The 18,946-nt window shown below is 69.8% G+C and carries 16 protein-coding genes; 5 read left to right on the top strand and 11 right to left on the bottom strand.

Annotation, left to right across the window (positions count from 1 at the left end; genetic code table 11):
- Positions 1-20: 20 nt before the first annotated feature.
- A complete protein-coding gene (locus tag B4589_RS03285; protein ID WP_079232933.1) occupies positions 21-1,160 on the bottom strand; it encodes an LEA type 2 family protein in 1,140 nt (379 codons plus the stop codon).
- A 92-nt stretch (positions 1,161-1,252) separates the two neighbouring features.
- Between B4589_RS03285 and B4589_RS03290 the strand changes: the two genes are divergently transcribed.
- On the top strand, positions 1,253-1,435 hold the full coding sequence (locus tag B4589_RS03290) for a hypothetical protein (protein WP_079232934.1): 183 nt from the start codon (positions 1,253-1,255) through the stop codon (positions 1,433-1,435).
- A gap of 2 nt (positions 1,436-1,437) precedes the next feature.
- Here the strand turns inward: B4589_RS03290 and B4589_RS03295 are convergent, their stop codons facing one another.
- From B4589_RS03295 to B4589_RS03320, 6 genes are all read right to left on the bottom strand, one after another.
- On the bottom strand, positions 1,438-3,762 hold the full coding sequence (locus B4589_RS03295) for a heavy metal translocating P-type ATPase (protein WP_079232935.1): 2,325 nt from the start codon (positions 3,760-3,762) through the stop codon (positions 1,438-1,440).
- A 51-nt stretch (positions 3,763-3,813) separates the two neighbouring features.
- Complete coding sequence (locus B4589_RS03300) at positions 3,814-5,262, bottom strand: ABC transporter ATP-binding protein (RefSeq protein WP_394353851.1); 1,449 nt, start codon at positions 5,260-5,262, stop codon at positions 3,814-3,816.
- A gap of 56 nt (positions 5,263-5,318) precedes the next feature.
- The gene (locus B4589_RS03305; RefSeq protein ID WP_079232937.1) at positions 5,319-6,341 is read right to left on the bottom strand and encodes an ABC transporter ATP-binding protein; all 1,023 of its coding nucleotides are present in this window, start codon (positions 6,339-6,341) and stop codon (positions 5,319-5,321) included.
- The gene (locus B4589_RS03310; protein ID WP_079232938.1) at positions 6,338-7,762 is read right to left on the bottom strand and encodes an ABC transporter permease; all 1,425 of its coding nucleotides are present in this window, start codon (positions 7,760-7,762) and stop codon (positions 6,338-6,340) included. Before B4589_RS03310 ends, B4589_RS03305 begins: the two co-directional genes overlap by 4 nt.
- Before the next feature lies 1 nt (position 7,763).
- Positions 7,764-8,810 carry an ABC transporter permease gene (locus B4589_RS03315; protein ID WP_079232939.1) on the bottom strand — a complete coding sequence of 349 codons (1,047 nt, stop codon included), beginning with the start codon at positions 8,808-8,810 and terminating at the stop codon, positions 7,764-7,766.
- Between the two features lie 127 nt (positions 8,811-8,937).
- Positions 8,938-10,839 carry an ABC transporter substrate-binding protein gene (locus tag B4589_RS03320; RefSeq protein ID WP_079232940.1) on the bottom strand — a complete coding sequence of 634 codons (1,902 nt, stop codon included), beginning with the start codon at positions 10,837-10,839 and terminating at the stop codon, positions 8,938-8,940.
- A 173-nt stretch (positions 10,840-11,012) separates the two neighbouring features.
- Between B4589_RS03320 and B4589_RS03325 the strand changes: the two genes are divergently transcribed.
- A complete protein-coding gene (locus B4589_RS03325) occupies positions 11,013-11,978 on the top strand; it encodes a metallophosphoesterase (RefSeq protein ID WP_079232941.1) in 966 nt (321 codons plus the stop codon).
- Between the two features lie 40 nt (positions 11,979-12,018).
- Positions 12,019-12,309, top strand: coding sequence for a hypothetical protein (locus B4589_RS03330; protein ID WP_079232942.1), 291 nt, complete (start codon positions 12,019-12,021; stop codon positions 12,307-12,309).
- Positions 12,310-12,311: 2 nt separating this feature from the next.
- Here the strand turns inward: B4589_RS03330 and B4589_RS03335 are convergent, their stop codons facing one another.
- The 4 genes from B4589_RS03335 to B4589_RS03350 are packed head-to-tail and all read right to left on the bottom strand — an operon-like array spanning position 12,312 to position 16,552.
- Complete coding sequence (locus tag B4589_RS03335; protein ID WP_079232943.1) at positions 12,312-13,601, bottom strand: DUF6498-containing protein; 1,290 nt, start codon at positions 13,599-13,601, stop codon at positions 12,312-12,314.
- Entirely contained in the window at positions 13,601-15,355 is a 1,755-nt protein-coding gene (locus tag B4589_RS03340; RefSeq protein ID WP_079232944.1) for a hypothetical protein, read from the bottom strand. The genes B4589_RS03335 and B4589_RS03340 overlap by 1 nt, the downstream gene beginning before the upstream one ends.
- The gene (locus tag B4589_RS03345; RefSeq protein ID WP_079232945.1) at positions 15,348-16,127 is read right to left on the bottom strand and encodes an ABC transporter ATP-binding protein; all 780 of its coding nucleotides are present in this window, start codon (positions 16,125-16,127) and stop codon (positions 15,348-15,350) included. Before B4589_RS03345 ends, B4589_RS03340 begins: the two co-directional genes overlap by 8 nt.
- A 56-nt stretch (positions 16,128-16,183) precedes the next feature.
- Positions 16,184-16,552 carry a hypothetical protein gene (locus B4589_RS03350; protein WP_079232946.1) on the bottom strand — a complete coding sequence of 123 codons (369 nt, stop codon included), beginning with the start codon at positions 16,550-16,552 and terminating at the stop codon, positions 16,184-16,186.
- Between the two features lie 114 nt (positions 16,553-16,666).
- Here B4589_RS03350 and B4589_RS03355 point away from each other — a divergent pair, with 114 nt between their 5' ends.
- Together B4589_RS03355 and B4589_RS03360 are read left to right on the top strand one after the other, a co-directional pair.
- Positions 16,667-17,068, top strand: a complete 402-nt coding sequence (locus B4589_RS03355) for a CBS domain-containing protein (protein ID WP_079235150.1) — start codon at positions 16,667-16,669, stop codon at positions 17,066-17,068.
- A 238-nt stretch (positions 17,069-17,306) separates the two neighbouring features.
- The gene (locus tag B4589_RS03360) at positions 17,307-18,944 is read left to right on the top strand and encodes a DUF1508 domain-containing protein (RefSeq protein WP_079232947.1); all 1,638 of its coding nucleotides are present in this window, start codon (positions 17,307-17,309) and stop codon (positions 18,942-18,944) included.
- Positions 18,945-18,946 lie beyond the last annotated feature (2 nt).

Raw genomic sequence — 18,946 nt, forward strand, 5'->3', positions numbered from 1 at the left:
CGGCGCCCAGTGACGTGTTCTCACGCCACGGGGCCGCCGACCGCGAGGATGCCGTCGTCGGTGGGTGTGGGCGTCCCGTCGTCGGGTGTGACGGTTCCGTCGTCGGGCGTCGCCGTGCCGTCCTCGGGTGTCGCGGTGCCGTCGCCGTCGGTTGGCGTCGCCGTCCCCTCGCCGTCCGGCGTCGGCGTTCCCTCCGGCTCGTTCCCGTCGCCCTCGCCGAAGATATCGGTCTCGATCGTGCGCTCGATGGAGTCGAGTTGGATGCGAACGGTGTCGCCGCCGAACGCGGAGAGATCGATCCGGGCGTAGAACGTCACCTCCAGTTGGGTCGTCTGCTCGTTCTGGAGGTGGCTCACCCACCACTCGTCGAGGTTCTCGTTCCGGAGCGCGGTGGTCGCGCGGACGGTCTCCGTCTGGCCGGGTGCGATCGCGACCCCCTTCTCGGTCGTGCCCTCGCCCATCGTGACGTTGTTCATCTCGATCTCGTAGCCGATCTCCGAGATCGCGACGGGTGTCGGGTTGGGGTTGTACAGGTCGAACGCGGTGTCGATCTCGGTGGTCTCGTTGTCCACCGCACCCCACTCGCCGCTGGTGCTGTTGAGCCAGAGCACGGGCTCGGGCGCGGCGGGGCGGTCGACGTCGATGGGGCGGTCCTCGTCGCTGTTGAACCCGCCGATGACGTTGGTGTTCACCGGCCGCTCGATCTGGGGGTTGAACTCCTTGCCCAACAGATCCGAGTGGATCGAGGCGTCGACGGTCAGCGTGGTGTTCTCGTCGTTCTCGACGTGGCTGACCCACCACGTCGGGATGCGGTCGTTGTTCATCATCGTCGTGAGCGGGATGGAGGTGTTGCCGCTGGCGTTGACTCCCACCCCCTCGCGCCCGCCGGTCGCCATCCGCACGTCGTTCATCTCGACCGCGTAGTCGACGGTGAGCCCGCCCAACCGGACGCCGAACGGGTTGGGGTTGTTGACCACGAGCTCGGACTCGATCGTCGTCGTCGACTCGTTGACCGGACCGAACGCGTTGTTCACTCCGACCACGGACGGCGCGCCGATGATTCCGACGGCCCACGCCCCGCCGATCGAGAGCGACAGCACTCCGAGCACGGCAGCGGCCACCTTCAGCGTCGACGCGGCTGCGAGCTTCCCACCCAGCATACTCGGCCATGAAGGTTGCACCCCCTTAGACGCATCGGGCAGGCGCCGACCGGAAGCGTGTGGCTGATGCTCGCTCGGCGGTAGGTGTCGGTATGGACGAACGCACGCGGACGGCGCTCGGGCTGGGTAGCGCATCGATACTCGTCGTCGCGGGCACGCTCGCGACGGGGTATCTCCCGAGCACGCCCCGCTCGCAGCTGCTCGCAGGAGGGCTGATCGTCGCCGGGTTCGCGCTCGGCTTCCTCGTCCTCGGGGAGTTCGAGCTCCCCGACTAGCCTCACCGGAACGAGTTACCGGCGATCAGCCCACAGCACAGCACCGCCGCCCCCATCGTCAGTAGGGGGTTGAGCAGCCCGGCGACCGCCAGCGGGATCGCGACGACGTTGTACAGCAGCGCGGTCCGGTCGTTCCAGCGACGCCGACCGTAGCTCTCCGCCGAGCAGTCGAACGCCGCGGCGACGCCGTCGAGCCGGTCGTCGAGCACCGCGAGATCCGACGCTTCGGCCGCGAGTGCGGTGCCGCTGCCCAGCGAGATACCCAGATCCGCCGCGGCCAGCGCCGGCGCGTCGTTGGTGCCGTCGCCGACCATCGCGACCGGCCCCGCCGCCCGCAGGCGCCCCACGGCCGCGGACTTCCCGGCCGGGGGGACGCCCGCGAACACGTGGGTGACGTGCGGGCTGGCGGCAAACTCGGCGGCGGCGGACTCGTCGTCACCCGTGAGCACGACCACGTCGAGCCCCCGGTCGGCGAGGCGTTCGAGCGTCGCCTCCCAGTCCGTGCGGGCCTCGTCGCCGACGATCACGATCCCCGTCGCCTCCCCGTCCTCGCCGACGAGCACCGGCAGTCGGCCGGACTCGCGGGCCTCGATCGCGCGACCTTGAACCGCGTCGGGGACGGACCAGCCACGCTCCGCGAACAGGTCGGGGTTGCCGACGAGCACGCGCCGGCCGTCGACGACCCCCTCCACGCCCGTCGGGTGGCTGGTGAACGACTCGATCGCCGGCGCGTCGTCGCTCCCGAACGCGTCGACGATCGCCGCGGCCGCGGGGTGGGAGGCGCGTCGCTCCAGTTCGGCCGCGGCAGCGAGCAGGTCCGCGGGCGCGTCCTGGTCGAGCACCTCCATCTTCCCGGTGGTGAGCGTCCCGGTCTTGTCGAACACGACCGTCTCGACGCCGCGCAGGCGTTCGAACGTCGTCTCGTCGAACACCGCGACCCCGCGGTCGAGCGCGCGGGCGACGCTCGACCCCGCCGACAGCGGCGTCGCGAACCCCAGCGCCCACGGCGAGGCGGCGATGAACGTCGTGAGCAGGCCGACGATACCCACCGCGACCCGGCCACCGCTCAGGGCGAACGCGCCGACGCCGACGAGGACGGCGACCGCGATCAGCGGCGGTGCCACGCGCTCGGCGATCCGGTTGGCCCGGCGCTGGCCGCCGTGGGCCGCGCTCTGGAACCCCCAGACCGACGCGGCGAGTCGGTCGACGCTGCTCCGTACGTCGTCGCCGACGGTCATCGTCGCCGCACCCGTGGTGACGACCGAGCCGCCGATCAGGTCGTCGCCCGCCTGCTTGCGGACGGGCGTCGACTCGCCGGTGACGACCGCCTCGTCGACGGTACACTCGCCCTCGGCGAGCGTGCCGTCCACGGGCACGCGTTCGCCCTCGGGCACGAGCACGCGGTCGTCCGGTTCGAGATGCTCGACCGGGACGGTCTCGGTGCCGGCGGCGGTCTCGCGGGTCGCTTCCTCGACGCGAGAGACCGTGAGGTCGGTCAGCGCGCTGGCGGCGTTGCGCTTGGCGAGGGACTCGTAGAACGTCGCCCCGGTGACGCCCGCGACCGCGACCACCGCGAGGTCGTAGTAGGCGCCGAAGATGCCCGCGAAGTAGCCCGCGAGCCCGAACAGGTACGCCGCGATCGCGGTCAGGGTGACGAGCAGCCCCGTGTTGGGTTTCCGGAGCACGATGGCGATGTAGGCGTCCCGGAGCACGGGCGCGCCGGTGACGACGATGACGACGAACGTCAACACGAGGAACACGGGGACGACCGTCGTGACGCTCGCGTCGCCGCCCAGCGGGTCGGCGAAGCCCAGCAGCGCCGCGAGATGGGAGGGGTAGAACACGACGGCGTAGGGGATCAGCAGGAACGTGGCGAACACCACGCCGGCGGCGTAGCGGTAGCCCAGCGCGCCGTTGACGACGCCGCCGTCGGTGTCGACCGCGCTCCCTGGGTCGCGCTCCTCGCGGAGCGTGGCGTCGTAGCCGAGACCGGAGAGCGCCTCGGTCAGGCGCTCGATCGGCGGCTCGCCGTCACAGTCGACGCGGACGGACTCGGTGACGTAGCTCGCGTCGGCGTCGACGACGCCGTCGATCCCGCACGCGACGGCTTCGAGATACGCCTCACACGTCGCGGAGTGCATCCCGTCGACGGCGAAGAAAGTCGAGGTGGTCCCATCGGGCGCGTCGTCGGCCGGCCGGGGCTCGGCGTCGGCGGTGGGTTCCGGGAGCGTCTCGGCGACCGACCGACAGCCCGCCGAGCAGAACGGCCCCTCGCGGTGCGCCGGGACGGGGTTGTCACAGAGGTCGCAGGCGGACGAACCGGACACGGACGAAGGTACGTGCCCGTGGCGTAAGCCCTGTCGGTTCGAGCGTGCGGCTCAGCTCCGGTAGCGCTGGTCGATCACCGGGCCCGGGTCCTCGTACTCCTCGCGGTGGCGGAGACACCGGCTCTGGCGTCCCTCGCCCACGTCGTTGGCGTCGGGATGCTCCTCGCTGCAGACGCTGCCGAACGCCTCGTCCAGTCGCGTCGCCGCGCCGTCCTCGTCGCCGGCGCGAGCCATCTCCGCGGCCTCGTACACGACCGACGCCGCGTCGTCGGGCATGTTCAGCGAGACGTCGCCGTCGTCGGCCCGCTCGGCGTCGAACAGTTCGAGCAGCAGTTCGTCGACCGTCGACACCTCCTGGATCCCCAGCCGTTCCTTGACCACGTCGACGATGCTCTTCTCGGCGTTGGCGCGGGCCCGGAACACCGAGTGGAGCTGGTCGAGCGCCTCCCAGTGTTCGCCGGAGACGCTGTACTCGTCGGGGCGGATCTTCGCCGGGCAGCGCGTCGAGAACCGACAGCCGCTGGGCGGGTCGCGGGGGCTCGGCGGTTGGCCACGCAGCGTGATGCGCTCGCCCGTCTCGACCATCGAGCCGGGGATCGCCGACAGCAGCGACTCGGTGTAAGGGTGGGCGGGGTCGGTGAACAACTGCTCGGTCGGCCCGAGCTCCATCACCTCGCCCAGATACATCACCGCCACGCGGTCGGCGATGTGGCGGACGACGCTCAGGTCGTGGGCGATGAACAGGAACGTCAGTCCCAGCTCCTCCTGGAGGTCCTCGAGGAGGTTGATGATCCGGGCCTGCACCGAGACGTCGAGCGCCGAGACGGGCTCGTCGAGCACGAGGAACCGCGGTTCGAGCGCGAGCGATCGGGCGATCCCGACGCGCTGGCTCTGCCCACCGGAGAACTGGTGGGGGTAGCGGTAGAAGTGCTCCTCCCGCAGCCCGACCTGTTCGAGCAGGTACCGCACGCGATCCTCGCGCATCTCCGAGGCGTGTTTGGAGAGCTCGACGTGGATCTCGAACTCGTCGGCGTCGACCGTCACGTCGTCGTCGGACAGCGGCGCGTCCTCGCGGATGCTGACGCTGTCGTCGACGCCGACGGTGATGTCGGGGCGTTCGCCGTCCTCGGCGCGGTGGACGCGCTTGCCCGACACCTCGCGGTCGTCGCTAACCGACACCGCGAGATCCGGCCAGTCGTGGGCGTCGAGCGGCTCGCGGATGATCTCGCCGACGGTCATCCGCTCGTTCAGGCTGGCCTCGGGGTCCTGGAACACCATCTGGGCCTCGCTCTGCCACTCCCGGAGCTCCCGCCCCGAGATGCTGGTCACGTCGGTGTCGTCGGCGACCACCTCGCCCTCGGTCGCGGTCTCGAGGTTGAGGATGGTCCGGCCCAGCGTCGTCTTCCCGCAGCCGGACTCGCCGACGAGCCCCAGCGTCTCACCCTCGCGGATGTCGAAGCTGACGCCGTCGACGGCTTTGACGGGGTCGCCGCCGAGCAGCCCGCCGTCGTCGTAGTACTTCTTCAGGTTCCGGACCTCGAGGAACGGTTCGGCGCTCACGCGCGCTCACCCCCGTCCTCCGCGAACTTTTCCTCGGGCGGCGACTTCTCGAACCGCTCGTCGTACAGCAGACAGGCGGCCTCGTGGTCGACGTCGCCGTCGCCCACGTCGATCCGTTCGGGGTGGACCTCCTCGCAGGCGTCGAACGCGTACGGACACCGCGGCGCGAACCGGCAGTCCTCGGGCTCGCTCGTCGAGGTCGGCACCTCGCCCTCGATGGTCGGCAGCCGTTCGTCGCCGGCGGTCCGGCCGGGGATGCTCGCCAGCAGCCCCCGGGTGTACGGGTGGCGGGGGTTGTCGAACAGCTCCTCGACCGGCGCGCTCTCGACGAACTCGCCGGCGTACATCACGTTCACGCGGTCGGTCGTCTCCTCGATCACGCCCATGTCGTGGGTGATGAACAGCACGCCCAGGTTCTCCTCGCGCTGGAGCTCGTCCAGCAGTTCGAGGATCTGGGCCTGGATCGTCACGTCGAGCGCCGTCGTCGGCTCGTCACACACCAGCAGGTCGGGGTCACACGCCAGCGCGATCGCGATCACTGCGCGCTGGCGCATCCCGCCGGAGAACTGGTGGGGGTACTCGGAGACACGGCGGGCGGCGTCGGGGATCCCCACGTCCTCCAGCAGGTCGATCGCGGCGTCGGTCGCTTCCTGGCCGCGGAGCCCCTGGTGGATGCGCAGCGCCTCCTTGATCTGGTTCCCGACGGTGTAGACGGGGTTGAGCGAGTTCATCGGGTCCTGGAACACGATCGCGATGTCGCCGCGGTGTTCGTCCCAGCTGCCGCCGACGAGCTCGTCGCCGCGGAACTCGATCGACCCCTCCTCGATCACGCCGGGCTCCTCGATCAGCCCGAGCACCGAGCGGGCGGTGACGGACTTGCCCGACCCGGACTCGCCGACGAGGCCGACGGTCTCGCCGCGCTCGACGTCGAAGCTGACGCCGTCGACCGCGCGGATCGTCTCCTTGTCGGTGTGGAACACCGTACGGAGGTTCTCGACGGAGAGTAGCGTGTCGCTCACGCGCCACCCCCGGCCCCGGCTGTCTCGCCGCCGGCGCTGTCGGACTGCGGGTCGATCGCGTCGCGGATCCCGTCACCCAGCGCGTTGAACCCGGTCACGACCAGCGTGATCAGGATGCCGGGGATCAGCGAGATATGCCACGAGCCGGTACGGACGTAGTCCTGTCCGAGGTTGATCGCCCGCCCCCACTCGGGGGTCGGCGGCTGCACCCCTAACCCGAGGTAGGAGAGCCCCGCGATGGAGATGATCGCGCCACCCAGCGTCATCGAGCCGTAGATCAGCAGGTAGCCGGTGACGTAGGGGAGCATGTGTTTGCGCATGATCGTGATCGGTGTCTGCCCGAAGCTCCGGGCCGCGTCGATCCACTCGCGCTCGGCGATCTGCAGCGCCGGCCCACGGATGGACCGCCACATGTACGTCCAGCCGGTGAAGGCGAAGATGAGCGCGAGCAGGAAGCCGCCGCTGTACACGTCGCTGATCCACGTCTCCCTGAGCACGGTGGTCAGCATGATCAGCAACAGCAACTGCGGCATCGCCATCACGGCGTCGGAGACCAGCACCATCCCCAGGTCGATCCGGCCCTTGTAGTACGCCGAGGTGAGCGCGAGCGAGGCGGCGATCGACGCGCTCAGCGCGACCGAGAGCACGCCGATCACCAGGGAGATGCGTGAGCCGACCGCCAAGAAGGTGAACAGGTCCCTGCCGTTCTGCATCGTCCCGAACGGGTGGAACCGGCCGTAGTCGTCGTACGTCCACGGCCCGATGTTCTGGTTGTTCCCCACCGAGAGGGAGTTGACGTTCGCCTGGCCGACGACGATCTCCTCGACCGACCCGCTCTCGCTGTCCCAGTAGCTGATCTCGTGGCCGTAGGAGTTGCGCATGTTCTGGTCGACCGTCGTCGGCCCCAGCGCCGGCGCGAACACCGCCATCGTCACGAACATGAACACGATCAGCAGCCCGAAGATCCCCCACTTGTGGCCGCGGAAGCGGTCGAACATGTCGTCGCGGGGGGTCCAGTCGGCGGCGCGGTGCTCCTGGCGGTAGATCCGCAGTCCCCAGACGACCCAGCCGAGGGTGACGAACGCGTAGAGGTAGACGAGGGCCACACGCAGCGCCCACGCCATCGCGGGTGCGAGCCCGAGGAACGTCCCCTCGTAGCCGCTCCCGTTGTAGTACCCCTCGTTGGGGATCGTTTCGCGGGAGAGCAGCGTGGGGATCGACCGGACCGCGTTCTCGACGGCGGTCAGGAAGCCGACGCTGTCGACGCCGGGAAGCGCGAGCAGGGCGTCGGCGAGGATGCTGACGACGAAGTTCGCGAGCGCGCCGACCTGAAGCACGAAGAGGAGGGCGCCGACGGCGGCCCACACTGCGGTCCGGCCGTCAGTGAGCGTCTCGACGACGTTTTCGGTTCGTACCGACATCTCACTCGCCCTCCAGCCCGACGCGGGGGTCGATCAGCGTGTACAGCACGTCCTGAATGAGGTTGATTCCGACGATCATAAGGATGAATACGTACATCAGCGTCCCGACCAGCGGGAGGTCGCCCTGGATGGCCGCCTGGAAGAACAGGTAGCCGATCCCGTTGATCCCGAACACGGACTCGACGAGCACGCTACCGCCGATCAGCAGGAACGCCTCGCTGGTGATGATCGGGACCAATGGCACCAGCGCGTTCCGGAGGATGTGTTTGTACACGAGCGAGCGGTCGGAGACGCCCTTGACCTTCGCGAGCTCGACGTAATCTTGGTTCTTCACTTCCAGCACGGCCGTCCGGCCGATACGCATCTCGTTGCCCATCGACGCCGACCCGAGGACGATCGCTGCGGGGGCCACCTTCTTGATCGCCTGGAAGGTCGCGGTGGGGTTCGTGAAGAAGGCGAGCGGGTTCCCCGAGAGGTAGCTGAGATCGGGGTTGCCCGAGATGCCGGTCGTGAGGTTCGGACCGAGCGTCTCCCAGTTGATTCCGAAGATCGCCTCCGAACTCCCCAGCACCGCGAGCAGCATGATACCGAGCCAGAAGTTGGGCATCGCCCGCCAGACGATCCCCCCCATCGAGGCGACGTAGTCGGCGGCGGTGTTCGACCGCATCCCCGCGTAGAACCCCAGCGGGACGCCGATGAAGATCGCGATCAGCACCGACCAGAACCCCAGCCAGAGCGTCCGGGGGAGGAAGTCGATGATCAGCGCGTTCACGTTCGACCCCTGGTAGAGCAGCCACGTCCGGCCGAGATCGAACACGAGCAGGCTCGAGAGCCAGTCGACGTAGTGCTGGAGGGGGGGTTGGTTCAGTCCCAACTGTGTCTGGGCGGCCTCGTACGCGGCTGGGTTGCGAACCTGCCCTTCGCTCAGCAGGCGCGCGGCCGGGTCGATCGGCCCCATGAAGATGATGAACCACGTCATCGACGTTCCGAGCCACACGACTGGGATCGCCATGAGCAGGCGCTTTGCGAGGTACTTGGCTCTGCTCACGTCTGGCCTCCGTCGGTCGGCTGTTCGATGCGCGCGTTCCGGAGGTCGAGGCCGCGTGTTTCGTGCATTCGTGTGCGTTCGAGCAAGGGGTAGGAAGGGGGTGTTGAAAAGACGGCCGGTTACCGAGCTACCGCTCGAGCGTCAGGTCGGTGAACGTCTGGTTCTCCATGACGCCGTACATCTCCACGTCGACGTCCTGGTGCCAGAAGCGCTGGCTGGCGGGGTTGACGATCGGCAGCTCCTGCATCGAGAGCCAGTTCCCCTCCTCGACGGTCTGGAACGCCTCGGCCTCGGACTCCGCCGTGGAGTCCTCGGCGGCGTAGTTCTCCTGCCACGCCTCCATCGTGGTCTGTCGCAGCTCCTCGTCGAAGTAGCTCCCCTCGGCGCCCCACCGCGTGAACTGGTTCGACGGGTTCTCACCGAAGAGGAACCGCAGGAAGTTCTCCGGGCCGGGGTACTCCATCCCGTCGCCCAGCGCGAACACTTCCATGCTGCCGCCGATGGCCTGACTGATAATGGTCCCGAACTGCGCCTCGGTGATCTCCATCTCGATGTGAGCCTGCCGAAGCTTGGGCTGCAGTCGGGTGAACACGCGCTGGTACCCGCTGTTGCCGGAGATGGTGGTCGCCGTGATCTCGAACGGGTCGTCGGAGCTGTAGCCGGCGTCCTCCATCACCTGCCGCGCGGACTCGATGTCCGTCTCGGCGTAGCCGTACGGGTAGCCGTCGGCGGCCCCCTCGAGGTTGGACTGGTACCCCTCCTCCGCGTGACGAATGTACGTGTCGTTCGCGTCGACGCCCTCCTCGAAGGTGGGGTAGGCCGCCGGCGGCGTGATGTGGTACGCCGGCGTGGCGGTCCCCTTGTACACGTTCTCCGCGACGGAGTGCTGGTTCAGCGCGTAGGCGAACGCCTGCCGGACCGGCAGCGGGACCTCGAGCGTGTTGAACACCAGATACTCCGTCGTCAGTGCCGGGATCTGGCCGTAGTTGACCGTCTGGCCGCCGAGGTCGTACGTCCCGAGGGACTTGTTACCCTCCTCCTCCTCGATGCTGACGTTGCCCGGCGTGAACGAGGCCGTCGGCATCCCTTCGAGGATGTCGGCGTTACCGTTCTCGAAGCGATTGAGTCGAGTGTTGCCGTCGGGGACGACGGTGTAGACGATCTCGTCGATCTGGGGCTGGGTGCCGTAGTAGTCGTCGAACGCCGACAGCGTGATCGCGTCACCCTTGCTCCAGGTGTCGACCTCGAAGGCGCCGGCGCCGGCGAAGGTGGGGCCGTCGCCCGCGGTGCTGAAGAACTCGTTGTAGGAGTACTCGCCGTCGTGCCCCTCGATGTCGCCCACCGAGTTCGCGGGGAGGATCGCGAACGTGCCGCCCGCGATCTGGAACAGCGTCCACTGGAACTCGCTCCGGAGGGTCATCTCGAACGTGTAGTCGTCGACGGCCTCGACCTGCAGCGAGTTCGGGACCACGTCGGCGAGCGTCGTCTCGTCCTCCGGGGGCGCGAGGCTCGCGTCCTTCTCGTGGGCGATGGTCATCGTCTCGCCGACGATGTCGTCGCGGTTCCGGGACCTCTCCGACTCCGCGAGCCGGCGGTAGGAGTAGACCACGTCCTGTGCGGTCACGTCCTCGCCGTTGTGGAACGTCGCGTCCTCACGCAGCGAGAACGTGTAGGTGAGGCCGTCCTCGGAGAGCTCGTAATCCTCCGCGAGGGCCGGCTCCGGCGGGTACTCCCCGTCCGGGAACTGGAACAGTTGCTGGTTGTACTGGTTGTAGCCGGCGCCGGACCCCTTCGCGTTGATCGGGTCCAGCGTCTGGATGGAGCCGGTCGCCATCATCTGGAGGGTGCCGCCCGACTGTGGCGTCCCCTCCGCCTCGGTGTCGGTGTCGTCGGAGCCGCCCGCCGGTTCGTCGGTGGGCGATTCCGTCGCTGTTTGATCGGGTGCATTACCGCCACAGCCGGCGAGCGCCGCCGCAACGCCGGTGCCTGCCGCCGCCAAGAACGACCGCCGAGTACTCTGCTCGGGCATCGTCTCAACACGATGACCGACCATAGAAATAGTTTGCCCTCTGGACATCTGTTTGGGACTGTATTTCCCGAAATCGTGGGTGTGAGACGATATGCCTATATATCGCTATATACCCACCGCCGTCGGTCGACACCCCTCCGTGGGCTTATCAGTGGGGTCGCCACATACCGAGTATGGCCGTCGATCCAGTCGACCACAGCGGCAGCACACCGGGGAACGTGATGGCGCGGCTCCGCCGTCCGCATAGCGACGACCGGACCCGTATCGCCGTCGTCGCGGACCCACACGTCTCGACGCGCGAGGAGGGCACCTCGAAGCTGTTCGAGCACACCGAGGCCCACCTCGAGCGCGCGGTCGCCGACATCAACGACCGCGGCGTCGACTACACGCTCTGTGTTGGCGATATCACCAAGGACGGCGAGCGCTGGAACTTCGACGCCGCCGACGAGATCCTCGCCGACCTCGAGAGCCCGTTCCGGTCGATCCCGGGGAACCACGACGTCGAGAAGGACGGGTACGACCACGAGAACCTCCCGCTCGCGGAGTTCGAGGAGCGTTACACGCCCGGCGGGCTGCCGTTCCACGAGCGCGTCGGCGGCGTCGACGTGGTCGGCCTCAACAGCGCCGGCGGCGACGACTGGCTGACCGACTCCCACGACGGGCTCGTTACCGACGATCAGGTCGAGTGGCTCGACGGGACGCTGCCCGAACTCGACACGCCCCTGGTCGCGGTCCACCACAACCTCCCGACGATGGCCGACCAGCTGGTCCAGCACCGCGACACCAACGAGCCCGAGATGGCGATCCCGCCGACGATGCGGGACCCCGAGCCGTTGCTCGACACGCTCGCGGCCCACGACGCGCCGCTGGTCGTGACGGGCCACCTCCACCTGCCCTCCACGACGACGGAGCGGGGCGTCCGCGAGATCATGTCGCCGACGACCTGCTCGTTCCCGCAGTCGTACCTCCTGTTCGACGTGGGACCGGACGGGACCGAGATCCGCCTGATCCCCGTCGCGGACCACGAGGGGATGATGCTCGGCCACTTCGAGCGCCACCAGGACTCCTACACGGGGAAGGGACTGACCGATATGGCCGCGATCCGGCTGGCGCAGTTCCCGCTGGTCGACGAGTCCTGATCGTCGCCGGGTTTACGCGTTCCTCCGTCCAACCACGTCCATGGTCCACCCCCATCTCCTCGCGCTCGCCGGCGGCCTCGCCCTCGTCCCGATCGCCGCGGAAGCCTGGTCCCGCTACTGGGGTGCCGAGCCCGAGAACTGGCCCGAGCGGGCGCTGATCCGGACCGGGAGCGCCCTGCTGATCCTGGCGCTCGTCGGCTTCGACGGCGTGTTCGGGCTGATCCCCGATCCCGGCGTTCCGCCGGACGTGGCGACGGCCGCAGAGCTCCTGCTCGTCGGGGCCGCGTTGGCCGCCTACGCCGGCTTCTGGTGGCGCCGGCGGGGTGACTAACCTCACTGCTCCCGCTCCAGGATCCACCGGACGCCCATCGCGTCGACGATCGCTCCCGGCTCCCTGACGTGCGGGAGCGTCCGGGGTCGATCCGTGTTCACGTCGACATCCGGGTCCTCGTCGGGGTCGGGCAGCCCGAAGTCGGGCGTCTCGTCCGGTTCCTCGGCGTCGAGGTCGAGCGTTTCGGTGTCGAACGCCCGGTCGACGAGGTCGCGGTCGATTTCGACGCCGTCGACGGCCTGTCTGCGGAGTCGTTGCTGCCCGGCGTCGAGCAGCGTGCTGTGGACGACGAGCAGCCCGTCGTAACAGCGGTACTCGACGGCGCCGTAGGTCAGGTAGCGCGCGAGCGCCCGGGCCGCCGCGAACGGGAGGAGCAGCGCCGCCGCGACCGCGAGGGCCAGGCTGGGGCCGCCGATCAGCCCCGCGACGACGGCGGCCGCCAGCGCGAACAGCGATATCCCGTTGGTCGCGAGGTAGACGATCACTCGGAAGCCCGCGTCGGCGACCGCCGCGGCCCGTGGCGGGCGAACGCGCAGCTCCGGCTCGCCGTCGGGCTCGTCGATCGGTTCCGGATCGAGTTCGACGTCCTTCCCGCCGAACATCCGTGCCAGGATCCCGTACCGATCGTCGTCGGCCTCGATCTGGAGTCCGCGCACGTCGAGCGCGATCTTGCCGACCACGAGCAGTGCGAGCACCTCCCCGCTCCGGCTGGCGTCGACGACGCCCGTGGCGTCGATGGCGATCGCCGCCGCGAACAGGAAGCCGACGCCGAACAGCGTCGTCAACGGCTCGTAGAACGCCGACCGCGCGGAGTGGTCGCGGTACCCCCGGCGCCGGAAGTACTCGATGTACGTCTCGCCGCCCCGGAGCACGAACACGGAGAGCGCGCCGAGGCCGAGCGCACCGGCTTCCTGCTCGGTCACTCCGCCCGACGCGACGTAGCCGAACAGGGCGAGCGTGAGCACCACCCCGACCGCGCCGAACACCACACCCCCGATGATCACCATGAGGTTCCGCGGGTACACCGGCGGGATCGGCCCCGGGAGGCTGATCGAGCCCCGGACCCGGTGGAGCAGGCCGGCGATCCGCGAGCGCTCGACGTAGCTCCGCGGTCGCTTCGCCGCGAACGGCATCTTCACCAGCGACCACGCCGAAAGCGCCGCGAACTCCACCGCGAACACGCCGAGTAACACCGTCGCGGACCAGCCCAGCGCGACGACGCCGACCGGCGCCACGAGGTTCGAGGCGACGGCGGCGGCGACCGCGCCGAGATCGGGCGCGTCGTCGGCCATCAGTACGGCTCGTGCCCGTCGAACCGTCGGATCGCTTCACGGTACGCGGCCCACGCGGCGAGCACGCCGCCGCCGACCAACAGGCCGCCAGCACCCACCTGGACCACGGCGAGCGGCAGCGATCGGATACCCGCCCCGACCGCGTCGAACGACGACGCGGCCCCGGCGAGCACTCCCGACTCCCCAGCCAGGAGACCGAGCAGGGCGCCGGGCACGGCGCCGACGCCCGAGAGCACCAGCCGAACGATCCCCGGCGCGACGACGACGCCCACCAGCGCCAGTCCGGGGACGAACACGAGCGCGCCGTGGAGCGTCCCCGCGACCAGCCGCGGGGGCCGCACGTCGTCGCTGTTACCGATCCGGATCGCGCTGTACCGCGGGAACCACATCCCCACCGCCGGCGCCAGCGCGGCGCCGACGGCGGCGAGCAGCGCGCCCACGAACGCGAGCGCCAGCGCGGGGACGGCGCCGTACCCCCCGCCGACCGCCGCCACCAGCGTGAAGACGGCGACGATCGGGGTGGAGAGCAGCACCGGCGCGATCAGCCCCCGGACGTACGCCCGCCCGGAGACGGCCGTCAGCGTCACCGGCAGCACCGGCCCCTCGTCGCCGAGGGGGTTGAGCGCGAACGCGGCGCCGCCGATCCAGCCCGCGATCAGCGCGACGACGGGGCCGAGCGCCGACAGCGAGATCGTCCCCTGCAGGAACATGCTGAGCATCCCCGATAGGCCGGCGAACACCGGCACCAGCAGGAAGTTCAGTCGCTGGGGCTCCCGCCGGGCACGGAGCAGCGTCCACCGGGCCACCTGCCGGGTCCGGCCCGTGACCAGCGGCACCCGGAGCGGGCTGATCGCCCGTTCGAGCGCGCTGGCCGGCGAGCGTTCGCCCGCGGTAGTCGCCACCCCGCCATCGCTATCGCTCGGATCGATCTCGTCGCCGAACCAGAGCGAGGCCGCGACCCGCTCGGCCGCCCAGCCGCCGCCGATCAGCACCGCGGCGACGGTCAGTAGCCCTCCAGCGGCGTGCCCGATCGAGGGAGCGATCGGCGTCCCGACCGCCAGCACGTCGACGATCCAGCCCACCGGGACGGCGCCGAGCAGCGCGGGGTCGAGCGAGTAGGGGATCGTCGGGAGCTGGAACAGCATGTAGCCGCCGAAGAAGGCCAGCGCGACGACGCCGCTCAGCGCGGTCCGGTGTCGGGCGACGAACGGCACCCGTGCCACCAGCCACGCCGCGATATAGCCAGCCAGCCGGCCGGCGACGACCGCGCTGGCGACGAACAGGCAGCCGACCAGCGGCACCGTGAGCAGCGGCACCGGCGACGCGAACGCGTACGCCCCCACGACGGTGACGAGCGTCGCGGTCGGCAGCGTATACGTCAGCACGCGCAGCGACTCCGCGACAACGCCGCCGACCACGGCGGTCCGTGGCGAGACCGTCGTCAGCACGAACGGCACGGCGACTGGTTCGCTGTGGACGGACGCCGCCCGCTGGGCCAGCAGGAACACGCCGAACAGCCAGAACAGCGCCACACCGCCCCGCAGCGCCGGCGGCACCGCGTGCCCGGTCGGGACGTTCTCGCGGAGGATCGGCGCGAACAGCGCCGCCATCCCGCCGAGCAGCAGCGTCGGGAGCAGGACGCTCCCGGCCAGCAACACCAGCCGTCCGGTGTCCTCGCGGATCGCGCGGGCCGAGCGCCGGTACTCGAAGACGCCGGCCCGGAGCGCGTGCCGGGGCCAGTTCGGCTCAGCCATCGGACCCGTCCCCTCCGCCCGTCGTCGGGCCGGCGACCGGCTCGTCGGTCGTGAGTTCGAGGAACGCGTCCTCGAGCGAGCGCGTCTCGCCGGTCTCCGCCCGGCGCTCCAGCGACTCGGGGCTGCCTCTGGCCACCAGTTCGCCGTCGTAGAGGATCCCCACCTCGTCGGCGACCTCCTCGACCACCGGGAGGATATGTGTCGAGAGGAACACAGTCGTCCCGCCGTCGGCGAGCTCGACGATCAGCTCCCGGAGCGTCCGGGCCGCGCGGGGGTCGAGCCCGGAGGTGGGTTCGTCGAGGAACACGACGTCCGGTTCGTGCAGCACCGCCTGCACGTAGGCGACTTTCTGGCGCATCCCCTTCGAGTAGTCCGCGATCCGACCCGCGGCGTCCTCGGGCGGGAGGTCGAGGCGGTCGAGCAGGTCGTCGACACGGTCGCTCGCCCGCTCGGGGTCGAGATCACGCAGACCGGCGGCGTAGTCGAGCTGCTCGTACGCCGTCGCGTGGTCGTACAGCGGCGGCTCCTCGGGCAGGTAGCCGATCCGGGGCCGGAGCGCGTCGCGGTCGGTCACGTCGGCGCCGGCCACGGTCGCGCGGCCGCGAGTCGGGCGGACGAGCCCGGTCAGCATCCGCATGGTCGTCGTCTTGCCGGCGCCGTTGGGGCCGAGGAAACCGAACACGCTGCCGGCCTCAACGTCGAGGTCGAGGGCGGACACGGCGACGGTGTCTCCGTACTCCTTCGTCAGGTCGGTGGTCTCGATGGCGGGCATGGGAGGCGCGGGTACGTCGGCGTCTGGCGGCGCTGCCCCCAAAGGCGTATCGACAGTCAGACGTACTTCACCGCAGCGCGGATCGCGGTGTCGGTCCAGACGGCGACCACGATCGCCAGCGCCACGAACGGCGGCAGCCTCTCGGGGAAGAGGATGTACAGCGGGATCCCGACCGCGATCAGCACCGCCAGCGGCGGCAGGTCGTCGAGGCGCGTCGAGCGCGTCCCACGGTAGTAGAACAGCACCCCCGCCGGGAGGCCGACGGCGACCGCCAGCGCCGCGGCGGTGCGAGTGATTGCGGGGACTGACCCGCCCCAGAGCCCGAAGTAGACGAGCACGGTGGCGGCCGCCGAGATCAGCAGCGAGATCGTCACCGACTCCGAGACGTCGGGTTCGTCAGGGCTCGGTTCCTCGTCCCGTCGCATGGTGAGCTCCTGGCCCGGGCAAAAGCGTGCCCCTCGGTCACGCGCGGTGCCGGCGAGCGACGCTGGAGGGGAAGGGTTATCCCCCGTGTCGTGCTGTATATTGACATGGACGATATCGAGGACCTGTTCGTGGGACGGCTGATGAGCAGCGACGTGAAAACCGTCACGCCCGACACGCTGGTCGAGGAGGCCGCCGACGTGATGCTCGACAACGCGATCGGTTCGGTGGTCGTCATCGACGAGGACGGCGAACTCGAGGGGATCCTCACCCGGACGGACTTCGTCTCCATCGTCGCCGGCCAGAAGCCCAAGGACCAGACGCCCGTGAAGGAGTACATGACCCGGGACGTCCAGACGGCCAAGGCCGGCGACTCGATCCGGGAGGTCGCCGACCGGATGATCGAAGCCAGCTTCCACCACATGCCGGTCGTCGACGACGAGGAGGGGCTGATCGGGATGATCACCACCTCCGACCTCACCGCGTACCTCTCGTCGGTCCAGACGCCGAGCCCCTAGCGCCGCGCCGACGACGTGTTCTTCGCCGGTTGCCCGATCCGTCACCGTGGAGTAGCGACGCAGGTGCGGGCGGAGGTCGAGATCGCGGTGGTGAAAGCGTCCACCGAGCGACACCGCGACGCAGTGCATATTCCGGCGGTGGTCGACCGAACGAAGCCGGAGAACCACGCAGAGTCAGTCTATCGCCCGTGATCTAGGGGGAAGTATAAACCCTCAGAGGAGAAACAGGTTCGTGGCCATGTCAACTGAACCAGACGACGGCACGCTACGGGCGCTGTACCGAACGCGGATCGGAGAGCCGACGACCGACGACGAGGTCCGCGGGTACTGGCTGTTCGTGGCCGGGCTCGTCCTGGCGGTCGCTGGCGTCCTGCTCTTCCTCGCGAGCGATCCACAGGGCGGCATCAGACAGCTCTCGATGGTCGGGGTCGGCATCGGGCTGATCCTGCTGCTCGTAGGGCCGGTGATCCGGCTCCCGCTCGAACCGACGGCGACGACGCTGGTCGCCGTCGGCGCGACGGTCGCGGCGATCGGCGTCGCCTACTTCGTCGCCGTGTTCCCGGGCGGCTGGTCGCTCCGGAGCGGGAACGCGGTCGTGATCGGGCTGTACGGGCTCGGGCTGCTGCTCGTCGGCGCCGGCGGCGTGCTGATTCCGCTGCTCTCCGGCGCCGGCCGAGCCGCGGAGGCGGACGACCTCGAGCGCGAACTCGCCGAGCTCGACGACGTGCTCGAAGACAGCGCGGCCGACGAGGCCGACCTCGCCGCTCGGGTCGCCGACCTCCGGCGCGAACTGGCGTCCTCGAACGACGCCGCGGCGTGGCTGGGGTCGGCCGTCACGGCGCTCTCGCAGGATCTCGCGGATTCGGAGACCGACGAGGCCGACCTCGCCGCGCGGCTCTGGTCGCTCCGACAGAGCCAGTCCCGGTTCGAGCTGTACGAGGACAAGGGTGGGGAGTTCCGCTGGCGGCTCCGCCACCGCAACGGGCAGGTCGTCGCCACGAGCGGCGAGGGGTACAGCCGGCGCCACAACGCCCAGAAGGGGATCGAGCGCGTCCGGCGGGACGCGCTGGGCGCGACGCTGCTGCGTGTCGAGTCCGAGGCGGAACTCGCCGACGCGGGCGAGGCGTTCGAGCCACCAGAGACCGTCGAGAGCCGGACTACGTTCGAACTGTACGAGGATAAACGGGGTGAGTTCCGCTGGCGGCTCCGCCACGACAACGGCAACGTCGTCGGCGACGGCGGTGAGGGGTACAGCCGTCGAGGGGCTGCCCGAGAGGCGATCGAGCGCGTTCAGGAGTACGCCGGCCCGGCCGAGTACCTGCGACTCGACCCGACCGGGTTCGAACTCTACCGCGACGACGCCGGCGAGTGGCGCTGGCGGCTGGTCCACCGCAACGGGAACGTGCTCGCCGACGGCGGCGAGGGGTACACGCGGCGCCGCGACGCCCGGCGCGCGGTCGACCGCATCCGCGAGGGGCTGGACGAGCTGATGTTCGAGACGTACGAGGACAGCGCGGGCGAACACCGCTGGCGGCTGCAGTCGCCCAACGGGCAGATCGTCGCCGACAGCGGCGAGGGGTACAGCCGGAAGTCGGGCGTCGAGGACGCCGTCGAGCGCGTTCGGGAGTACGCGCCCGAAGCGCACGTCCTGGACATCGGCCGCGCGGCGTTCGAGGTGTACGAGGACGCGAGCGGGGAGTTCCGCTGGCGGCTCCGCCACCGCAACGGGCAGATCATCGTCGATAGCGGTGAGGGGTACGCGGGGAAGTCCAAGGCCGAAGACGCCGTCGATCGGTTCAAACTGAACGCTCCCGGGTCGGAGATCGAGGACCTCGACGCCGTCGACGAGGAATCGGAAACTGGTGGCGGAGAGTAACG

This window comes from Halolamina sp. CBA1230 (genome assembly GCF_002025255.2).
Taxonomy (GTDB): domain Archaea; phylum Halobacteriota; class Halobacteria; order Halobacteriales; family Haloferacaceae; genus Halolamina.